This window comes from Synechococcus sp. OH20, from assembly GCF_047502685.1.
GTDB lineage: Bacteria > Cyanobacteriota > Cyanobacteriia > Thermostichales > Thermostichaceae > Thermostichus.
Genome location: NZ_JANSIQ010000011.1, coordinates 101,766 through 121,753, shown reverse-complemented (window position 1 = coordinate 121,753; position 19,988 = coordinate 101,766). Strand labels below are relative to the sequence as shown.

At 61.6% G+C, this 19,988-nt stretch carries 19 protein-coding genes; 5 read left to right on the top strand and 14 right to left on the bottom strand.

Annotated elements, in window-relative coordinates; genetic code table 11:
- Nucleotides 1–8 precede the first annotated feature (8 nt).
- From NW826_RS02560 to NW826_RS02510, 11 genes are all read right to left on the bottom strand, one after another.
- On the bottom strand, nt 9–728 hold the full coding sequence (locus NW826_RS02560; protein WP_414332391.1) for a Stp1/IreP family PP2C-type Ser/Thr phosphatase: 720 nt from the start codon (nt 726–728) through the stop codon (nt 9–11).
- Nucleotides 728–2,464 carry an ABC1 kinase family protein gene (locus tag NW826_RS02555; protein WP_414509363.1) on the bottom strand — a complete coding sequence of 579 codons (1,737 nt, stop codon included), beginning with the start codon at nt 2,462–2,464 and terminating at the stop codon, nt 728–730. The genes NW826_RS02560 and NW826_RS02555 overlap by 1 nt, the downstream gene beginning before the upstream one ends.
- The gene (locus NW826_RS02550; RefSeq protein ID WP_414332387.1) at nt 2,461–2,772 is read right to left on the bottom strand and encodes a DUF6825 family protein; all 312 of its coding nucleotides are present in this window, start codon (nt 2,770–2,772) and stop codon (nt 2,461–2,463) included. Before NW826_RS02550 ends, NW826_RS02555 begins: the two co-directional genes overlap by 4 nt.
- A 142-nt stretch (nt 2,773–2,914) precedes the next feature.
- Entirely contained in the window at nt 2,915–3,640 is a 726-nt protein-coding gene (locus NW826_RS02545; RefSeq protein ID WP_414332386.1) for a phycobilisome rod-core linker polypeptide, read from the bottom strand.
- A 46-nt stretch (nt 3,641–3,686) separates the two neighbouring features.
- Nucleotides 3,687–4,328, bottom strand: coding sequence for a HEAT repeat domain-containing protein (locus tag NW826_RS02540; RefSeq protein ID WP_414332384.1), 642 nt, complete (start codon nt 4,326–4,328; stop codon nt 3,687–3,689).
- 46 nt (nt 4,329–4,374) lie between these two features.
- Nucleotides 4,375–5,145, bottom strand: a complete 771-nt coding sequence (locus NW826_RS02535) for a HEAT repeat domain-containing protein (protein WP_414332382.1) — start codon at nt 5,143–5,145, stop codon at nt 4,375–4,377.
- Nucleotides 5,146–5,197: 52 nt separating this feature from the next.
- Nucleotides 5,198–5,467, bottom strand: a complete 270-nt coding sequence (locus NW826_RS02530) for a phycobilisome linker polypeptide (protein ID WP_414332380.1) — start codon at nt 5,465–5,467, stop codon at nt 5,198–5,200.
- 298 nt (nt 5,468–5,765) lie between these two features.
- Entirely contained in the window at nt 5,766–6,254 is a 489-nt protein-coding gene (locus tag NW826_RS02525) for a phycocyanin subunit alpha (RefSeq protein WP_414332378.1), read from the bottom strand.
- Between the two features lie 141 nt (nt 6,255–6,395).
- Nucleotides 6,396–6,917, bottom strand: coding sequence for a phycocyanin subunit beta (locus NW826_RS02520; RefSeq protein ID WP_304411987.1), 522 nt, complete (start codon nt 6,915–6,917; stop codon nt 6,396–6,398).
- Between the two features lie 408 nt (nt 6,918–7,325).
- Nucleotides 7,326–8,141: a tryptophan synthase subunit alpha gene (gene trpA / locus NW826_RS02515; RefSeq protein WP_414509432.1), complete on the bottom strand. Its 816-nt coding sequence runs from the start codon at nt 8,139–8,141 to the stop codon at nt 7,326–7,328.
- 69 nt (nt 8,142–8,210) lie between these two features.
- Nucleotides 8,211–9,665 carry an ABC transporter substrate-binding protein gene (locus NW826_RS02510; RefSeq protein WP_414509362.1) on the bottom strand — a complete coding sequence of 485 codons (1,455 nt, stop codon included), beginning with the start codon at nt 9,663–9,665 and terminating at the stop codon, nt 8,211–8,213.
- Nucleotides 9,666–9,866: 201 nt separating this feature from the next.
- Between NW826_RS02510 and NW826_RS02505 the strand changes: the two genes are divergently transcribed.
- Entirely contained in the window at nt 9,867–10,772 is a 906-nt protein-coding gene (locus NW826_RS02505; protein ID WP_414509361.1) for a class I SAM-dependent methyltransferase, read from the top strand.
- Between the two features lie 10 nt (nt 10,773–10,782).
- Here NW826_RS02505 and NW826_RS02500 read toward each other — a convergent pair whose 3' ends face one another.
- Entirely contained in the window at nt 10,783–11,571 is a 789-nt protein-coding gene (locus NW826_RS02500; protein ID WP_414332372.1) for an amino acid ABC transporter ATP-binding protein, read from the bottom strand.
- A gap of 274 nt (nt 11,572–11,845) precedes the next feature.
- Here NW826_RS02500 and NW826_RS02495 point away from each other — a divergent pair, with 274 nt between their 5' ends.
- From NW826_RS02495 to NW826_RS02485, 3 genes are all read left to right on the top strand, one after another.
- Nucleotides 11,846–12,874, top strand: coding sequence for an amino acid ABC transporter substrate-binding protein (locus NW826_RS02495; RefSeq protein ID WP_414332370.1), 1,029 nt, complete (start codon nt 11,846–11,848; stop codon nt 12,872–12,874).
- Nucleotides 12,875–12,958: 84 nt separating this feature from the next.
- Nucleotides 12,959–14,131, top strand: a complete 1,173-nt coding sequence (locus tag NW826_RS02490; RefSeq protein ID WP_414367782.1) for an amino acid ABC transporter permease — start codon at nt 12,959–12,961, stop codon at nt 14,129–14,131.
- Nucleotides 14,132–14,138: 7 nt separating this feature from the next.
- Nucleotides 14,139–15,326, top strand: coding sequence for an amino acid ABC transporter permease (locus tag NW826_RS02485; RefSeq protein ID WP_414509360.1), 1,188 nt, complete (start codon nt 14,139–14,141; stop codon nt 15,324–15,326).
- Nucleotides 15,327–15,497: 171 nt separating this feature from the next.
- Here NW826_RS02485 and NW826_RS02480 read toward each other — a convergent pair whose 3' ends face one another.
- Both NW826_RS02480 and NW826_RS02475 read right to left on the bottom strand, forming a co-directional pair.
- Entirely contained in the window at nt 15,498–17,288 is a 1,791-nt protein-coding gene (locus NW826_RS02480; RefSeq protein WP_414332364.1) for a peptidase M3, read from the bottom strand.
- 33 nt (nt 17,289–17,321) lie between these two features.
- Nucleotides 17,322–17,696, bottom strand: a complete 375-nt coding sequence (locus NW826_RS02475; protein WP_414337906.1) for a sensor histidine kinase — start codon at nt 17,694–17,696, stop codon at nt 17,322–17,324.
- Between the two features lie 615 nt (nt 17,697–18,311).
- Between NW826_RS02475 and NW826_RS02470 the strand changes: the two genes are divergently transcribed.
- A complete protein-coding gene (locus NW826_RS02470) occupies nt 18,312–19,862 on the top strand; it encodes a YifB family Mg chelatase-like AAA ATPase (RefSeq protein WP_414509431.1) in 1,551 nt (516 codons plus the stop codon).
- Nucleotides 19,863–19,988: the final 126 nt, after the last annotated feature.

The following is a 19,988-nucleotide window of genomic DNA, read 5'->3' as shown; positions in this document are numbered from 1 at the left end:
GCTGCCAACTAGGCATATTCGGCGATCACCACTGTGATGTTGTCTCGCCCGCCCCGCTCTTTGGCCGCCTCGATTAACTTGCGGGGGAGCTGCTCCAAGTCCTCTACCTGCAGGCAATACTCGGCGATAGCCTCGTCCTCCAGCTCTTCGGTGAGGCCGTCACTACACAACAGCAGGCGATCCCCCGGACAAACTGTAATCGGCTGCACGGCAGGCGGCCCCGCATCGGGCCGGCCCAGGCAGCGCTCGAGAATATGTCGCCAGGGGTGGACGCGGGCTTGCTCTTGAGTCAACTCCCCTTGGCGAACCGAGCGGGCCACCAGGGTGTGATCCTCCGTCATCTGCTGCATCTCGGATCCCCGCAAGCGATAGAGGCGAGAATCGCCAATGTGAGCGCTCCAGCAATTGTTGTTAGGATCCACCAAGGCCACCACCACGGTGGTGCCCATGTCGGCCCGCTCCGGGTTTTGCCGCTGGTCCTTGAGGATGGCCTCGTTGGCTGCTTCTACCGCTTCGCTGAGCAACTTGGGTGCCGGCACGTTTTTCCAGCCTCGATCCAGATAGGCCCGGATGGTCTCGACGGCCAACAAGCTAGCCGTTGCCCCGGCAGCGTGCCCTCCCATGCCATCGGCAACGATGAAGTAACGTCCTTCCGGATCGCAGTAGTAGGCATCCTGGTTGCTGCTGCGAACCTTGCCCGGATCCGTAGCGCAGGCGTATCGTCGCATCACATCAATCGCTCTGACCGATTCAACCTCAAGAGTACCCTGATTAAAGCAAGAGCAGCGAGGGCAGCCAAAACCAAAGTGATAACGGCTAAGGTAGCATGTCCGGCCAAAAGGAGCTGGGTTGCGCTCAGAAAGAAGGCTGCAAACAACACTGCATAAATAACCCCCAAGCCGGTGCTGTTCAGCTTGCGCAGCAGGCGCTCTGCCTCGCTCGATCGCACCCGCAGGCGCAGTTCTCCTTGTTCCAACTTGCTCAAGGTCAATTCGAGGCGGCGGGGCAAACTGAGGCTGCTGCTGGTAAACTCAGCCGCCTGGCGGCCAACCTGGGCCAAGAGAGTCTCGGTCTCGGTTCCGTTTAAACTCATCAGCTCCTCCGCGAAAGGCTTGGCCACTTCCATAAAGTCGAACTCCGGATCCAACCCCTTTCCCAACCCCTCCAACGTGGTTAGGGCCCGCATCACAAAGGTAAAGGTAGCCGGAAAGCGAAACGGCTGATCGTAGGCCAGCTCGTAGAGGTCTTCGCTAATGGCCGCCACCGAGATTGCTCCTGAGTTGCTGGAAAAGGGTTTATCCATAAAGTGGTCCAGCATGTACTGGACAGAGCGACGCACCGGCGCCAGATCGGCGGTGGGCACCAGCACCCCCAGCTCTACCAGCGAGGCCACCACCCGATCGGCATTTTTGGAGACCACACCTGCCAGCGTGCCCATCAGCTTCTCTTTCACATCGGAGCGCAGGCGGCCCATCATGCCGAAGTCGTAAAAGATCAACGTGCCATCCGGCTTGACGGCAATGTTGCCCGGATGGGGATCGGCATGAAAAAAGCCGTCTTTGAGCAATTGCCGCAGATAGGCCTCTGCCCCCAAGCGGGCCAAGACCTTGCGGTTCAGCCCCGCCGCGCTCAGGGCTTCGTAATCGCTGATTTTGATCCCCGGCAAGTATTCCAATGTCAGCAGACGGGGGGAAGTGTAGCGCCAGTACACCTTGGGGACGGCAATTTGCGGCATGTCCCGAAAATTGCGACGAAAAGTATCGGCATTGCGGCCCTCGTTGAGGTAGTCCACCTCTTCCCAGAGGGTGCGCCGACACTCTTCGTAGATGCCGATCCAGTCCCGGCCCGGCCCGCCCCAAGGGGTGCGGTACTGAAAAAACTCGGCAATACCGCGGCAGATCTCCAGATCGATAGTGAACAGCCGGGTCAGCCCTGGGCGCTGTACCTTGACCACCACCTCTTCGCCGGTCTTGAGCTTGGCGCGATGCACCTGCCCCAAGCTGGCCGCCGCCAAGGGGGTGGGATCGAAATAGCTGTAGATCTGGGCTATTGGCCTGCCCAGCTCCTGCTGCACAATGGCCTCCACCTGTTCGTAGCCAAAAGCAGGCACTCGATCCTGCAGCTTGGAGAGCTCCTCGACATATTCAGAGGGGAAGAGATCGGCGCGGGTGGAGAAAAACTGCCCCACTTTGATAAAAGTAGGGCCGAGGTGGAGCAGCGTTTCACGGATCCAAATGGCTCTGGCGCGCCGACGTCTGGCCTTGCGCTCCGGTGTGGGTTGCCCCCCATAGCTCCAAGCTTGCTGATCCAGCCAAAGGTAGAACAGCCAGGTGAGCACAAATCGCCAAATATCCAGAAGGCGGCCCCAGCGGGTGTAGTTTTCCCGGGCCCAACGGTAGGCGGTATAGGGCTTGACGGGTTCGGATCCCAAAAAGGTTCGGGATCGGAGTGTGCTGGCATTCAAGCGTTTCGACTCCGATATTTCTGCAACTCGGAGCGCAACTGCGCCACTTCTGCCCGCAGGTCGTCCAGAGTTGCCTGCAAATCTTCTGTCTTGAAAGGAGGGGGCACCATCTCCTGGGCAGCCACCGAGGCTTCTGCCTCAGCTCGGGTCATGACATCCTGGGCAAAGGTTTGCCAGCCCTCCTGTAGCTCAGCCCACACCTTGCCCACTTCTCCGGCAATGTCGGCAAGGGCGCTCTCCCAACGCTCCCGCAGAACATCTGCTACGGCTTTGCCAACAAAAAAAGCCCGCACAACCGGATTCTTCATGCAACCCAAGTGTTAAGAAGCATCACTCAGAATTATAACGAATCTTGCCCAAGCACAGCCGCGAGCCGACCTACCCGAACAGCATCGGATCGATCGGCCCGACGGATCCTGCGAGGGATCGTCCTGGAAAGTTTGTCCAGTGCTAGCGGCGGCTGGTGGTCATGTCGGGGATCTTCAGATCGAAGACGCTGATGTTTTGCCGCGCCGCCGGCTGGGGATTGAGCATGCGGGCCATGTTGAGGAAGTTTTCCGGATCCCCGGGTTTGGGCGGGCGGGTGAGACGGTAGGTGCGCACCACTTCCCGGGTCGAGCGCTTCACGCCGGAGACATCCCGCCAACGGGCTCCATAGCGGGGGGTCACCAAGTTAGCGGGTTTTTCGGAGAGGCGACGGCGCTGATAGGGCACCACATCGTCCCCGAAAGCGGCGTTGTACTCCTCGCTATCCACTACAGCGTCGATGAGGCCATCCAGCCCACGGGTAGCAACGATGATGGAGTACTTAATGCGCTCCTGTTGGCTGTAGGTGGGCCGGCCCAGGAAGCGCTGGAAAGTGACCTCGATGAAGCGGTAGTTGTCATTGGGAACCATGACCAGATCCCGGTACACCTCCGACTTGCCCAGGCCGCGCACAAACTCTTTGACCGAAATCGCTCCGTTGCGCAACTGCGACTCCAAAGCTTTTTGTCGATAGCTCTCCAGCATCAGATGCTCGCTGAAGATTTGGCGATAGGCAGCGCGAATGATGTTGTCCACGCCCGTCGGGTCATCAGGACGATAGACCGGCGGGGTTTCGTCGCTGGGCACAAAGTAACGAGGCACCCGCTCATTTTGGGTGGTGGGACGATCGGCAAGCAACGGAAGAGACATAGGTGGTGCTCCTTGAAGAAACAAGAGACGACAAAGGGGGACAGGGCTATGGGTCGGCTGCCAGCTCCTGCTGGCTTAACTGGGCGCGCAGGGGAATCAGGGGATCCGCATCCTGCAAGGCCATTTGCAGGGCTGCCTCGACGGCAGATCGCAAAGATGCCTCTCCCAGCCGAGCCAAATCCGTCAGGGATCCGACGGCGGCATAGCGGACGCCCCAATCGGCGTCGCCCAAGCACTGACGCAGCAGCTCCAGGGCCTGCTCTTGGTCGGAGAGGGGCCGCCGTGCAGCGACCCGCCCCAGCCCACGGGTCGCCGCCCGCCGCACGCTGGGGGCAAAGTCCGCTACAATCGCCTCCGCCAAAAAGGGATAGGCATCCCCGTGGCCGATGCGGGCCAACGCCCGCACCGAATAGGCGCGCGCCCCGTAGTCGAAGCCATCGATGTTAGCCAGCAAAGGCTGTACTGCCGCCTCCCCAAAGCGCAACACCTCTTCCAAGGCGGCTTCTCCCACGGCAGGGCGGTTGAAGCCAAAGGCGCGAATGAGCAGGGGGATCCCTTCCACCTGGCCTAGGGATCCCAGCGCTCTCACCACCCGCAGCAGGTCTTCTGCTGAGGTGGCCTGCTCCAGCTCGGCGGCCAGTTGAGCTACAGCAGCGGGGAGCACTTGTGCAGCCGAGAAAGAGGACATAGGCAGAGCTAGAAGTGAAGTCGAAAGCCGGAGCCGGGGAGAGCGACTAGAACAGCTTGTCCAGTTGCGGGAGGATCGCCGCTGCCGCCCGATCCGGCGACACCTGCCCCAACTGCAGCGCCACGTCGAACAGCCGCTTCAGAGCGTTGATGCGCAGGTTGAGGGCTACATCGGCGGTCGCCAACAGCGGCGCTCCTGCCACCCAGCCGGATTCTGCCAGGTCGAACAAAGCAGCCTGGCGCAGACTGAAATTGGGGTGAGCCAGCAGCGCCACCAGAACCTGGGTCAGCTCCTCAGCTTGGGTAAAGCGATAGAGCACCCAGGCGGCTGCCGAACGCACCCGCTCCGAAGGGTGGCTCAAAAAAGGCCGGATCGCCGCCTCGGCCTCGGTGGCGCCGAGCTGGCCCAGCGCCTCGATAAGGGCTTCCCAGGGCTGCTCCTGCTCCCGCGACTGCAGCAAGGCCAGCAAGGGATCCACCGCTCGCCTGTCCCCCAACTGGGCCAAGGCATAGGCGGCCTCTTCCCGCACATGCAAGTCGGTACAGGTGAGCGCCTCGATCAAGCCGGGTACGGCTCGCACGTCGCCGATTTGCCCCAGCGCCTTGGCAGCATTGCGCCGCAGCGGATAGCCCCCCAAGACCGTGCGATCCCGTTCATCCTGCAACGCCAAAAGCAACGGCTCTACCCCGCGCGGATCCCGAATCGTGCCCAAGTACCAAGCGGCATAGTACCGCTCTTGCAGGTCATCCCCCTGCAGCCGGGCTATCGCCTGCTCCCAAGTGAGCTGTTGCGGCAGCACCGCCGTGTTGGATGCCATGCGAACCTTTGCAGAGCTGTTCATGACCCTTGGGCAACTCTGTCCGCAGCCCTTACTCAGCAGCACCGTTGCCTTGGGCAGAGGCGGCATCGGTTCCCGCCAGAGCGATGACCTGCACGATTTTGCCGCCCATTCGCAGAATGCGCTGCATCTCGGCAGACAGGCGGCTGTAGGGAACGGTGGTGCTCAGGGTGCTGCGACGCACCTTGGCAGAGGTGGCCAGGGCATCCGGCGGGTTGAGCAGGCCGGTGTACTCAACTCTGTAAACCCGGCTGCCAGCTTCCGTCAGGGTTTCAGGGCCGGTGGTGCTTTGACCAAACATCGCTTTCCCCAGATATCTATATTGGGTTTCGTCCAGAACACAGGCAGGAGCCGCCCTTCACCCGACAAGCCATATCGGCTGCTTCTGCGGGCTGCTCCGCCCTGCCATGGGGCAATGCCCAGAACGATTAAGACAAAGAGCAGGCGACCAACCCATTCGGCTGAAGAGGAGCCAAAATGCTGACTCAACCCGAAAACCGCGGGGCCAGACCCGCCTGCTCTGGAGAGACATACAACTGGAAGACGAAGAAAGAGATCGTCCACTCCCCACAAGTGGGGATCTCTAGCCCTGGGATCCCTTAGCTGAGGGCGTTGATGGCGTAGTCGAAGTAGATGGCCGCTTCGTTGGCCGCTTGGCCGCTCAGCATGCCCAGAGCGCGGTTCTTCATGTACTGCAGAGCCACAATGTACCAGCTCGGAGAGAGGTTGAAGGAGCGGTTCACCTCCCGCAGCCCGGCTACCAAGTATTCATCGAGGGGGCCGGTGCCGCCCGCAACCAGAGAATAGGTGATGAAGCGGAGGTAGTAGCCGATATCGCGGGCACACTTGGCCTGAAACACATCGCCGTGGCCCATTTCGCCCGGCTGGGTCAGGTAGGGGAAGCGCTTGAACACTTCCTGCACCGCTTCCCGCACCAGGGTTTGTTGGTTTTGGGTCAGGACACGGGCCGCCTCCAGGGAAGCAGCAGCACGCTGGTAACGGCCGTTGACCGCCTGCAGCTCGCTGGCATTGAGAAAACGCCCTTGATTGTCAGCGGAAGCAATCGCCTCAGTGATGACGGTTTTCACCTTGCAACTCCTAAATTCATCGATTTGGTTGTTAACGAACGTTCTGCAGGAATGGCGGATTACGTCCCAACTTGAGGATCTCCACCTACCCAATCAGAAAGATGGATTCAACAGGTCTGAAGAGGGACAACCCAGCCGTCCTCAGACGATGGCGGCAGCGGCTTTGTCGAAGTAGCTGGCCACCTCGCTTTGCAGCGCCGAGCAATCGCCAGGGGTGATGCCTTTCGGATCCATGATCTTGGCCAGGGCTTCTTTCTTCATGGCAGCGATACCATTGGCCACAGAAGTGGTGGGCACCCCCAGCGCAATGTAGGTTTCCCGCAGGCCGTTGAGGCAGCGATCTTCCAGCACCGAGCTATCCCCCGCCAGGGTGGCGTAGGTGATGTAGCGCAAGATGATCTCCATGTCCCGCAGGCAGGCGGCCATGCGACGGTTGGTGTAGGCATTGCCCCCAGGAGCGATCAGATCCGGCTCCTGGGCAAACAAAGACCGAGCTGCGTTGGTTACGATTTGGGCGGCGTTGCTGGTCATGCGGTTGACCGCATCCAGGCGCTTGTTGCCCTCTGCCACCAAAGCCGCCAGACGGTCGAAGTCTTGATCACTTAAAAAGGCGCCGCGTGCATCTGCCTGAGCGATCACCCGGGTAAAGGCGTCTTGCATGATGGATCTCCTTCTGGTCTTTCCAAAAAGCGATGAGCGACTGGCTGAACCTCTCAAAAGCCGAATCCCAAGCTCTCTTGTGGGATCCCGTTTCCCCAAAAACCGGGGATCCTGTGGAGCAGATTACCCCCACCGAAGCCCCAGATTTTGAGATAGGTCAAGAACTTCTGCGACCTTCAGACAGCCGAGCATCCAGGTCAATTTTATAGCGCGGGAGGGATGAGTGTTTTGTAAAGATTTACAAATAAACCAACGCCGAGCTGCCTGCTCAGCCGCCGATCTCCTGTCTCTGATGGGGCCGCGGGCGGGCAATGGGTCGGCGAGGATGCGGATAAAATGTAAACATTTGTTTCAGTCGTAAGGTAAACATTCGTTTCCCTTGTTTTGAGCTAGCGGCAAAGCCATCGGCTGTCAATGTTGTGGGGTGCTTATCCCCTGCAGGGCAGCCTTGAGATCCCGGCAGAAGTGGGCGATTTGCTGTAGCCCTTGGGCGGGGGTGGGGGCTTTGGCCAGCCGTTGCACGAAGGCACTGCCCACGATGGCGGCATCGGCTCCCCAACGGGCGATCTGGCTGGCCTGGTCGGGGGTGGAGATGCCGAAGCCCACCCCGATCGGCAGGGAGGTGTATTGGCGCAACTGCTGCAGCAAGGCCGGGATCCGCTGCTCCAGGGTGGCCCGTTCGCCGGTGACGCCGGTGGTGCTGACCAGGTAGATAAAGCCGCTGGACTGTTGGGCAATACGGCGCATCCGCTCCGCGGGGCTGGTGGGGGCCACCAGTAAAATGAGGTCGATCCCCTCTGCCTGAGCCGCTGCTCGTAGGGATCCGGCCTCTTCCAGGGGCAGGTCGGGGACGACTAAGCCAGCACAGCCGGCCCGGCGCAGTTGCTGTACAAAGGTGGGGAGGCCGAGCTGGTGGATAGGGTTGTAGTAGGTGAAGAGGATGAGGGGAGCCTGCAGGGAGAGGCACCTCAAGCCCTGCAATATGGCACCCAAGGTAACACCCCGCCTGAGGGCGCGGGCAGCTGCTGCTTGGATCACCGGCCCATCGGCCAGGGGATCCGAGTAGGGCACCCCCAACTCGATGAGATCGGCGCCGTGTTGATCCAAAACTTGCAGGGCTTCAAAGGTGGTTTCCAGGTCGGGATCCCCGGCGGTGAGGTAGGGGATGAGGGCGGCTTCGCCGCGGCTGCGCAGCGCCTGGAAACACGCGGTGATCCGGCTGGGCATGGGATCCGTCCGAGCTGAGGAGATGGAGAGAGTTGAGAGCATCCCCCACTGTAGCGCTTGCCGGGATCCCTAGGGGAGAGGCACAAAGTCGTAGCCCGTGCCGGAGCGGTTGCCCCGTTCAATGCGCACCAGCACGTTGGGGGCATCGCGGTCGCCGGAGGGCAAAAAGCGCACCTCCCCGGAAGCGCCGTCTGGCAAGCGGAAGTTGGAGTCGCCGAGGGCAGTGAGAATGCCGCTGCGGCTGGGGGATCCCTGCCGAATAGCCTGGAGAAAAACACGGGTGGCGTCGTAGGCCAGGGCGGTGCGCCAACTCACCTGCCCTCCCCACATCTGGGCTGCCTTCTGGGCAAAGCCGCGGCTGCGGGGAAGATCGGGATGCCAGGGCACCGCCACCACCATGCCCTCCACCGCTGCTCCCCCTTCCTTGAGGGTGGTGAGGCTGAAGAGCACATCCCCCCCCACCAGGGCAAGGGGTTGGCCGAGGAGGGCGTTCTGGCGGGCAACGGCCAGCGCTTGTTCGGCTACGGAAGCCGTGGGTGCCAAGAAAGCCGCCTGGGATCCCTGCTCCAGTGCACTCTGGAGGCTGGCCTGGGGGTTGAAATCGGCGGCTGTTAGGTCGAAGGTGGCCAGCACAATCCCCCCTTCGCTGGTCAGGGTGGAGGCAAAGGCGTCGCGCAGGCTGGTGCTGTAGGCGCTGTTGGGGTTGTAGAAGATGGCCACCCTCTGCAGGCGCAGCTTGTTAAGGACGTAGCGGGCCAGTTGCGTGCCAGCAATCTGGTCGGAGGGGACGGTGCGAAAGATGGCGTTCCCCAGCAGGCTGATGCGGGTGCTGGTGGAGGTGGAGGAGATCATGGCCAGGCCGGCAGACTGATAGATCTCAGCCGCCGCCAGGGTGGCATCGCTGGCGTTGTGGCCGATCACCCCCAAAATCTCAGGCTGGCCCACCAGCGCTTTGGCCACTGCCGCCGCTCGCTCCGGGTTATCACCGTCGTCGGCAATCACCACCCGCAGCAGCCGCCCCCCAAGGCCCCCCTGTTGAAAAAGCTCCTCTTGGGCCTGGGCCACGCCCCGCAGCGTCTCTTTGGCGCGGTTGGGGTTGCTGGAGATGGGCACCACCACGGCTAAGCTCAAGGGGTTGCCCTGTTGCCGGGCGCGGGCGTTGTTCAAAAAAATGCGCGCTTCCGGGTCGTTGCGGTTGTTCTGCAGCCCCATCTCCAAGAGCGGGATCGCCGCCCCAAAATTGCCCTGGCGGATGAGCTCTGCGGCAGCCACGGCGGCGGGGCTGCTATCGGCAAAGAGGGTGCGCTCGCCGCTGGTTAAGAGCAGATCCTGGGCCCTACTGCCCAACCCTGGCAGCGAGATCCCTGGCGGCCAGCGAAGGTAGCCCGCCCGCCAAGCGCGATGACCGCCCCAGAAGAGCAGGAGCCCCAGAGCAATGTAGACGATGGGTGGCGGAGACTTGGCAACCATGGGCCCCAAAGAAGAGAACAACAGCAGAATCCGGGCAGCAGGGGTATCGCTCACACTTTCAGGAAGCTCCTGGAACCCCCCTCTTCAAGGATCTTCAAGAGCTTTCTTGAAGCATACCTGAAGGATCGGGCCGGTAGGAAGGGCTGTTGCGGTATTGGCGCTCCAGGTGCTCCACAATGGAGACAGGAACAGAGGGGGTTGCCGAGGCTCTTCTGGGTGTACGCTGTGGCTCAGTCTCCCGGTTAGCCTGCAGAGATGGGGCCCAAACCCCTGCAGCGATCGCAAAAGGACGATAGCGGCGGCATCAAGCAATGCGACATCGGGGCAAGACGCTGGCTTTCCCTTCCCATGATAGAGGTTGTCGAAAACCCTTTGCCTCAGGATCCGCTCGAGCAAGCCCTGTGGGACTGGCACCGGGGCCAGGCCAGGGGCTCCCTGCGCTTGCACGCCTACAGCGCCGAGGGGATCCCACTAGCAGAGGAGCCCCAGGTGGTCTCGCCGGAGGTGTTCTTCACCCAGGAGCTGCCGGAAGTCGAGGCCCTGGCTTTGGATCTGTGTCGCGGTCGGGTGTTGGACATCGGTGCTGGCACAGGCCGCCACAGCCTGCTGCTGCAGGAGGAGGGGTTGGCCGTGGCCGCCCTGGATCGCTCTCCGGTGGCTCTGCAGATCATGGCCGAACGGGGGGTGCGCTGCCCCATTGCCGCCGACCTGTTCTCCTGGGAGGGGCCGGAGGAGCCCTTCGATACGCTGCTGCTGCTGATGAACGGCGCCGGCCTGGTGGGATCCCTGGCGGGATTGGAGCGTTTTTTAACCTTGGCCCGCCACTGGGTTCAGCCTACCGGGCACTTGCTTGTGGATTCCACCGATCTAAGCGACCTCAGGGAAGATGGCGGCTCGGCGGATCTGCCGCAGGTAGAAAGTTCAGCCGATTCTGAAGCCGAGGATTGGGAGAAGGGGAAGGACTTGAAAGCGGCGGGCGAGGCAAAAGCCAAGGTGGTGAACTTTGTGGCCGAGTACAACGGGCAGCGCGGGGATCCCTTTCCCTGGCTGTTTGTGGATCCGGAGACCCTGCTGCGCTATGCCCACGCCCACGGCTGGCAGGGACAAATTCTCTACCAAGAGCCGGAGGGAGCCTTTCTGGCACGGCTTGCGCCTCTCTAAGCGTAGCCCCTTAGTGGGAAAGGATCTGCGACAAAAAAAGGCGGGAACGCTCTTCCTTGGGGTTGCTGAAAAACTCCTGGGGGGTGTTTTCTTCCACGATCTTGCCGCGGTCGAAGAAAATAATTCGATCCGCCACCTCGCGGGCAAAGCCCATTTCGTGGGTTACACACACCATGGTCATGCCCGAGCGGGCCAGCTCCCGCATCACGTCCAGCACCTCTTTGATCATCTCCGGATCCAACGCCGAGGTCGGCTCATCAAAAAGCATCACCGCCGGATTCATGGCCAAGGCGCGGGCAATGGCCACCCGCTGCTGCTGCCCCCCCGAAAGTTGACCAGGATACTTTTCCGCTTGCTCAGCGATTCCCACCCGCCTGAGCAGCTCCATGGCCCGTTCAACTGCCTCGGCCTTTTTCATTTTCTTCACATGAATCGGGCCGAGGGTTACATTCTGCAAGACCGTGAGATGGGGAAACAGGTTGAACTGCTGGAAAACCATGCCCACTTCGCGGCGAATGGCGTCGATGTTGCGCAGGTCACTGGTCAACTCAATGCCATCTACCACAATGCGTCCTCTCTGGTGTTCTTCTAAGCGGTTCAGGGTGCGAATAAACGTCGATTTGCCCGAACCTGAAGGTCCACAGACCACCACCACCTCGCCGCGACGGATGCGGGTGGTAATGCCCTTGAGGACGTGGAACTCGCCGTACCATTTGTGAACATCTTCACATTGGATGATGTCGGTGCCGGCTGAGGTTGGCAGGGAGGGTGAAGACATCATGCGCGGGGATCCTTTCATGGGCGGATAAATCCCTTTTATTTCATCAAAGCAAGCATGGGTACCATGGCAGAACCGGCTGAGCTATAACCGTAGCCTACATAACATTTCTCTACGCCCTGACATGTAAGGCTTTGAGAAAATCATTGACGCCTCTGGCGAACCATTCTATGGGGTGTGGCAGGAGTGCGACGCCATTGGCCTGGCGAACAAGTAGATCCACCAGGTAGATCCACGTGGATACGGACTACTGAAGATTACGAAGGATTGACATTGAGGTCATTCTATGAGCTGGATGAAGCATTTGAACGGATTGGCCCCCTTGGCCGGGGCATTGGTTCTGTCGGTGGGCCTGCAGTCGCTCCCCGCTTGGGCACAACTGGGGCCGCTCACCAACCGCATCAAGGCGCGGGGCGAGCTAATCTGTGGCGTAAACAACCAACTGCCCGGATTTGGCAACCTGGATGACCAAGGCAAGTATGTCGGCTTCGACATCGACATCTGCCGCGCCGTAGCGGCTGCTCTGTTCGGGGATCCCGACAAGATCCAATTCGTTTACCTGACGGCGGCCAATCGCCAATCGGCCATTCAGGCAGGAGAAGTGGATATCATCAGCCGCAACACCACCTGGACGCTGACGCGGGATCGGGAGTGGGCGGTAACTTTTGGCCCCACCACCTACTACGACGGCCAAGGGTTTTTGGTGCGGAAAAGTCTGGGTGTACAGAAGCTGGAGGATCTGAACGGGGCCACCATCTGTGTGATTGCCGGCACCACCACCGAGCTGAACCTGGCGGATACGTTCCGGGCCCGCGGCATCGCCTTCACACCGGTGACCTTCGACGGCGATGATTCCTCTTTTAACGCTTACGAAGAAGGCCGCTGCGACGCCATCACCAGCGACCAAAGCGCTCTGATCTCCCGCCGCGCCAGTTTGGCTGCTCCCGACGACCATGTGATCTTGCCGGAGGTGATCTCCAAAGAGCCGTTGGGGCCTCTAGTTCCTCACGGCGACGAGAGCTTCTCTGATATTGTGAACTGGACGGTCTACGCCCTCTTCTACGCGGAAGAAAAAGGGATCACCAGCGCCAATGTGGAAGAGTTCCTCAAATCGGAGGATCCCGACATTCGCCGCTTCTTGGGCCAGGAGGGCAACCTGGGAGAGCTGCTGGGCCTGCAGCCGGATTGGGTGGTCAAGGTCATCAAGGCGGTGGGCAACTACGGCGAGATTTTCGACCGGCACTTGACGCCCTTAGGGGTGGCTCGGGGCTTGAACCGGCCCTACACCCAGGGTGGGATCCAGTACGCGCCGCCTTTCCGCTAATCGGAAATCCGGGAGCCGTCGCCCCAGGGATCCCACTTGGTCAGGGATCCCTGGCCCTCTATCTTGGACTTTCGCTCGCGCCTCATGACCGCTCTATCTGACCAGCCCCACCTGCGCCCCCCTTGGTGGCGGGATGAGCGCATCCTGAAGATCCTGCTGCAGGCGGCCTTTGTCGTGGCTGTGTTGCTGGTGTTTGGGATCCTCACCCAGAATCTCCTCGCCAGCTTGCGCCGCCTGGGCATCAGCTTGGGGTTTCGCTTTTTGGGCAACTCCGCCAACTTCGGCATCACCGAGGGGCTGATCCCCTACGACCCTTCCGAGAGCTACCTGAAGGCCCTGCTGGTGGGAGCCCTGAACACCCTCTGGCTGTCCGCCGTCAGCATTGTCTTGGCGACGGCGATGGGCTTTGTTTTGGGGATGGCCCGCCTCTCCAGCAACTGGCTGGCCCGCCAGTTGGCCGCAGTGGTCACCGAGATCTTTCGCAACGTGCCGGTGCTGTTGATCGTGATCTTCTGGTACCAGGGGGTGATCCTCACCCTGCCAGGGGTGCGCAACAGCCTCTCTCTCGGCGGGCTGGTGTTCATCAACCAACGGGGAGTCAAGCTGCCCGGCTTGGATCCCAGTGGCTGGCTGGTTCCCACGCTGGCCATCTTGATCGGGGCCGGGTGGGGGATCCACAGGTTGCTGCTGGCCCGCCGGCCCGAGCTGGGATCCCGGCAGCGAAACCTGTGGGTGGCCGGGGGGGTGGCGCTGCTGGCGGTGGCCTGCTGGGTGCTCTTCCCCGAACCACCGCTGCGGCTGGATGTGCCGGTGCTGGAGCGCTTTAACTTCCGGGGTGGGATCCAGCTTTCGGCAGAGTTTACCGCCATGATGCTGGGCCTGGTCACCTACACCGGCTGCTACATCGCCGAAGTGGTGCGGGGATCCTTTTTGGCGGTGCCGCGGGGGCAGTGGGAGGCGGCCCGAGCCATCGGCCTGTCAGAGCTGGAAACCTTTCGCCTGGTGATCGTGCCGCAGGCGCTGCGGATCATGATCCCCTCTTTGAACACTCAGTATCTTACCCTGATCAAGAACTCCAGCTTGGCCATCGCCGTCGGTTTTTCTGACCTGTTCAACATCAGCAGCACCATCATCAACCAGTCGGGACGCTCGGTGGAGATGTTCGCCATCCTCATGGCTGCCTATTTGGGAATCAATCTGCTGGTTTCCTACGGCATGAACTGGCTCAATGCCCGCGTCAAGTTGGTGGAGCGCTAACTTACTTATGTCCAGCACTCTCTCGCCTGGCGAACCCCCCGCGAACCAACCCAGTCCTCTGGGGTGGATACGCCGCAACCTGTTCGACTCCTGGCTAAGCACCCTGCTCACCTTGGCCTCCGCCTGGGTGTTGGCTTGGGCCCTTTCCCTGTTCTGGAACTGGGCTTTTACCCAAGCCCGCTGGGAGGTGATCCCGGCCAACCTCAAGATCTTGACCACCGGCACCTACCCCAGCGACCAACTGTGGCGGGTGTGGGCTGTGTTGGGGGTTGTGCTGGCCACCTTAGGGGTAGCCGGAGGAGCTTGGGGCGGTGTGCTGCTGCACTACCTCATCCTCTTGGGAGCCGCCATGGGCTTGGCTGCTTTCCTGCCTTTGGGAACCCAATCGCAGGGGTGGCTGGCCGCTTGCTCTGGAGTGACCTTTGCCGCTGTTGCCCTCAGCCGCGGTCGAGAAGCCTGGCGGCTGCCCTCCATCTGGGTTTGGGCCTTGATCTTGCCCCTCTGCCTGGAGCTGCTGCTGGGCGAGCTGGGCCCCAACTGGCCGGCGGTGCGCTCTGAGCAACTGTCGGGACTGCTGCTGACCCTGATCTTGGCGGCAGCCGCCATGATCATTGGTTTCCCCATTGGAGTGCTGCTGGCGCTGGGCCGGGCCAATCGGGCGCTGCCGGTAATCCGAATCTTCTGCACACTGGTGATCGAGCTGGTGCGGGGGTTACCTCTGACCACCATTCTGTTTGCCGCCTGGCTGTTGGTGCCCTTCTTTTTGGGGGGCATCAGCGTCAACTTGATCATCCGGGCGGAGGTGGCCTTTATCTTGTTCACAGCCGTGTATGTGGCCGAGGATGTGCGGGGCGGCCTGCAGTCGATCCCCCTGGGACAGCTAGAAGCAGCACGGGCGCTGGGCTTGAACCCGTTTCAAGTGACGGCTTTGGTGATTTTGCCCCAGGCGTTGCGGGCAGCCGTTCCAGCTCTGGTGAACGAGTTCCTCACCCTTTTTAAAGACACTTCCCTGGTGTTCATCATCGGCCTGATCGACCTGCTGCAGGCAGGTCGGGTCGTGTTCACCAACCCCAATTGGCTGGGCACTCAGCGGGAGGTGCTGTTTGTGATCGGCGTGATCTACTTCATCTGCTGTTTTGCCATGGCCTACGCGGCCAAACAGGTGGAAAAGGCGCTGGGCTTGGGCAAGCGGTGAGCGTGGATGGCTTGGAGAATCTGTCAGCTAGAAGCCGCAGGAGCCCCGCACTGTACCCCCTCTTTCCCCCTATATACGGGGGGGCCGGGGCTTGCTTGCTCTCTGTCCGCGACAGCGGGACGGAGTCCTTAAACCCCATCCGCCTACGCGGTGGGGTAGTTTATTCAGAACCTAGTGATCTGGATCCTCTTCCAGCAGCTTTTCGAGCGTTTCGATCCAATGCTCCAGTTCCTCCAGCGCCTGTAACACCCCCTCCGGATCGCTCAGATCCGCCTGTAGCCTTTGGGTGGTCTCTTCCAGAGTCAGGGATCCGGGCGGGCTGGCCAGCCAGTGGAGGTAGTGGGGCAGAAAGTTGCGCGGAGAACTACGATAGCGACGGTGGCAGGCCATGGCCACCAAGCTGGCAAGGCTGGCTTGATAGGCGCTGAAGGGGCGGAGAAACAGCTCCGGCATCCCCACCCAGCGGAACTGGTGTTCTGGCAACAATTCCACCGCATCTCCGCACAGCTCTTGACACAGTTTCAGCCACTCCTCGCTCACCCAGAGGGGAAAGGTTGCACCGTTTTCCGGGATCCCCGACCGATACAGGAGCAGCTCCAGCCGACCGATCAAGCTCTGGTAAAACACCGCCTGCAACTGCGCCTCCAGATGGCCTATCAACACGGCCTGGGCCAACTTCAGGCTGCCGGCACGCTGCCCCTCTGGATCGTAAGGAGCAGAGCGAGGGGATCCCATTGCCGAGGCGACCAGGTGATCCAGGAATATCTGCTGCAAAAGGGCGGTGTGAACCTGCACGCCCCACATTTGCGCCGACGGTGCGTAGCCCCTCCCCTGCATCTCCTCCAGATCCAGCCAAACTTGGGGATCCTCAGGCCGGAGCCGCCGGCTGATGGCCGCAAGGGTCTGCAACAGGAATCCCGTTTCTCCCGGTCTGGGCGAGGACTCGGGCTGGTCTGCTTCAGAGCCGACTTCGAGTAGCCAGGGTTTGGCCTGGGCCGCACACTCGGGGCAAAAGTCCTGCAAAGCAGCCCAGACCAGAGAGGTGGCCTCGGCAGCAGTCAAGAGGGGGACGGGATCCTCCCAGGGGGCATGCAAATCGCAGATGCGGATGGAACGCCCCATTGTTCGGCTTTTGAGCCGGTAGTAGCGCTGGAACAGGTCAAACCGATCGCGGATCCCTTCCAGTAGGTTCTCCAAAAAGGTTTGAGTCAGGCCGTGGCGAGCCAGGTACAGCTCGGCAACACAGTCATAGCCCCGCCATTGGGCCTCCCACAGGTGGTCGCGGATCAGGGTGCTGAGGATAAATCCCCCCAGCTCCGCATGGGCCTCTAGGTACTGACCCAGTCGCTGATAGGCATCCCAACGGATTTCGGCGCTGCTGTGGGTCTCTAAGCTCTGGAGCCGAACGAGGGTGTGATCTGGGAGCGCCGTAGGCGGGTTCAGGGTCACCTGCCACAACTGCCGCCAAGCCAACCGTCCTGTCAGGTACTGTTGGTGGAGCAGGCGCTCCAGAGGCTCGGGCTGTTGGTGGCCCTGCTGATGGCGGAGGCGACACAAGAATTGGCGAAAGGGCTGCAGCTCGGGCTCGCCTGGGCGTTGACCCTCTGGGTTGTGGGGAGCACCTTCCGCCGGGCCAGTGGCAGGAACGGCAGGTAGAGATTGCAGCTCCAGAGGGAAAAACAACAGCTGGTTTTGGAAAAAGATGACCTGCTCCAGCCTCTGCCAAGCTGCCTCTGCCGCGCCAGCCGTGGTTTTGGCCTCAGACAGGATCCCTTGCATCCTTTGCGTCAGCTTGGCCAACTCCTGAAGTGCCGCCGCCAGCTCTGGCGGGCTGAGTTGCGCCACCTGCCCCCGGTAGCGCCGGGCAAACCGCTGCACCTGTTCCCCAAGATCGTCAAGATTGTCGAACTCAGGGGAGCCCGAAGAAAGACCCAAGGAAGGTTCAGAAGCAGGAAAGACCACCGGGATCAGCCTCCTAGAGATAAGGGTTCTCCCTCAGTTGGCCCAGAAGGGCGCGCCTGCTTTTTGCTCCCACCAAGGCGCGAATGGTAAGGCAGTACCCGGCTGATCCGGTGTAGACACAAAGTCCATGCTGCCGCCAGATCGCTCCACAATCGCTTTGCTGATGCCCAGACCCAAGCCCGTCTCCCCCTTCTGCCGCGTATCGGAAGCATCAGCTTGGGCGAACTTTTGGAAAATGCAGGTCCGAAACGCCTCCGGGATCCCCGGCCCGCGATCCTGCACACAGGCCCGGATTCCTTCTGGAACCAGCTCGGCCCAGATGCGGACGGTTTCTCCCAACAGGGAAAATTTAGCGGCATTGGAGAGCAAATTGTTCATCACCTGCATCAGCTTACCCGACTCAAACACGTAAACGCGGCTGGCTCCACAGGCTGTATAGCTCTACCAATAGATCTGCTGGTAATAGATCTGCTGGCGGCTGGGGGTTTCCAGAGAAGGCGCTGTTGGTTCTCAACTGGGGTGACCAAATAGCGCTGCTGGGCAGAGAGGAGAGTTGAGGATCCAACCTTATCGCCGTCGCTGTTCGGCGAGGGGGGCTGTGGAGCACAGGGCGGGCGCTTCCGATCAACAGAGAGGACTCCGTCCCGCTGACGCGAACTGCTTGACCAGCCCAAGCGCCTTTCCACCAGAGGGGTCGGTAGCTTCCCTAACTCGGCAGGCGTGTAGCCCAGGCAGGCTTCCCAGTCACCCCCCAACGCCCCCAATCGCCCATCGGAGCTCAGCATATAAAACAGTTCTGGATCAGGAAGGGATCCCATTGCAGGAGAGGAATCCACACGCAATCTCACGCAGCCCGATGACGAGGACGAGATGGGGGAGCGGCTCGATGGGCGTTCTCAACGTTGATTGTGACGTTCTCCTTTCGGGAATGCAGCTGGGGGAAAGCGCTGGATTGGGCGGGCGGGGGGCGTGCCGCCAAAACTTCTGCCAGGATGAGTTGAGATGCTCGTGGAGGCGATCTTCTTGTTTGCCCAAGTGACCTCCGCTGCTCTGCTGGGACTCAAGGCCGTGCGGGTTACGGTGGAGGTGGACGTTGGCGGTGGGCTGCCCCAGATCACCCTGGTGGGGCTGCCCGACACGGCCGTTCAAGAGGCCAAAGAGCGGGTGCGGGCGGCCATCAAGAACTCCGGCTTTGCCCTGCCGCAGCGGCGGATCATTGTTAACTTGGCCCCCGCCGATCTGCGCAAAGAAGGCCCCAGCTTCGATCTGCCCATCGCCATCGGCATTCTGGCAGCCGCAGGAGTGGTTGAGGGAGAAGCGCTGGCCAACACCCTGATGCTGGGGGAATTGGCCCTGGATGGCACCCTGCGTCCCGTGGCAGGCGTTTTGCCCATCGCCGCCAGCGCCGCCGAGATGGGGATCCGCCGCCTGGTGGTGCCCCGGGAAAACGGCCCGGAAGGAGCGTTGGTGCAAGGGATCCAGGTGTATGGGCTGCCCTCTTTGGCGGCGGTGGTGAGCTGGCTGCAAAACCCGGAAGGGGTCGAGCCGGTGCGGATCCAGCCGGAGCAGATGCTGCCAACTGAGGCGGAACCCCTGCTGGATTTGGCCGACGTGAAGGGACAAGAACACGCCCGACGGGCCTTGGAGATCGCGGCGGCCGGCGGGCACAACCTGTTGCTGGTGGGCAGTCCGGGAGCGGGCAAAACCATGCTGGCGCGGCGTCTGCCCGGCATTTTACCCCGGCTGCAGTGGGAAGAAATGTTAGAAATTACCCGCATCTACTCGGCAGCCGGCCTGTTGCGGCAAAATCTCCACCTGGGCGGACAGACCGCCCTGATCGCCCAGCGGCCCTTTCGGGCTCCCCACCATTCGGCTTCTTCCGTGGCGCTGGTGGGTGGTGGCCCCTACCCCAAACCCGGCGAGATCTCGCTGGCCCACCGCGGCATTCTGTACTTGGACGAGCTGACCGAGTTTCGCCGCGAGGTGCTGGAGGTGCTGCGCCAGCCTTTGGAAGATGGCAAAGTCACCATCTCCCGCGCCCGCGTTTCTTTAGAGTTTCCCGCCCAAACCACCCTGGTGGCCTCCACCAACCCCTGCCCCTGCGGCTTCTACGGGGATCCCGTCCAGCCCTGCACCTGTACGCCGCAGCAGCGGGAGCGCTACTGGTCCAAGCTCTCCGGCCCGCTGCTCGATCGCATCGACTTGCAGGTGCGGGTCAACCGCCTCAAGCCGGAAGAAATTGTCCGCGCGCAGGGTGGCGAATCCTCCCAAGCGGTGCGGCAGCGGGTGGAACGGGCGCGGCAACGCCAACGGCAGCGCTTCCAGGACGAACCCGGGATCCACTGCAACGCCCAGATGCAATCTCGCCACCTGCGGCAGTGGTGTGCCCTGTCGGATCCCTGTCGTAAGCTCCTAGAGAGCGCCATCCACAAGTTGGGCCTCTCTGCGCGGGGGAGCGACCGCATTCTCAAGGTGGCCCGCACCATTGCCGACCTGGAGGGCGCCGAGGCCATTGCCCCCACCCACCTCGCCGAGGCGATTCAGTATCGCAGCCTGGATCGCGGACGGCTCTGAGCCCAAGCGCTCCGCGCCGCTCACGCGACCACCCCCGGCCCCTCTCCCATCCCTCACCCCCGGCCCCTCTCCCAGAGGCACCCTCACCCCCGGCCCCTCTCCCAGAGGGAGAGGGGAGTATGCTGG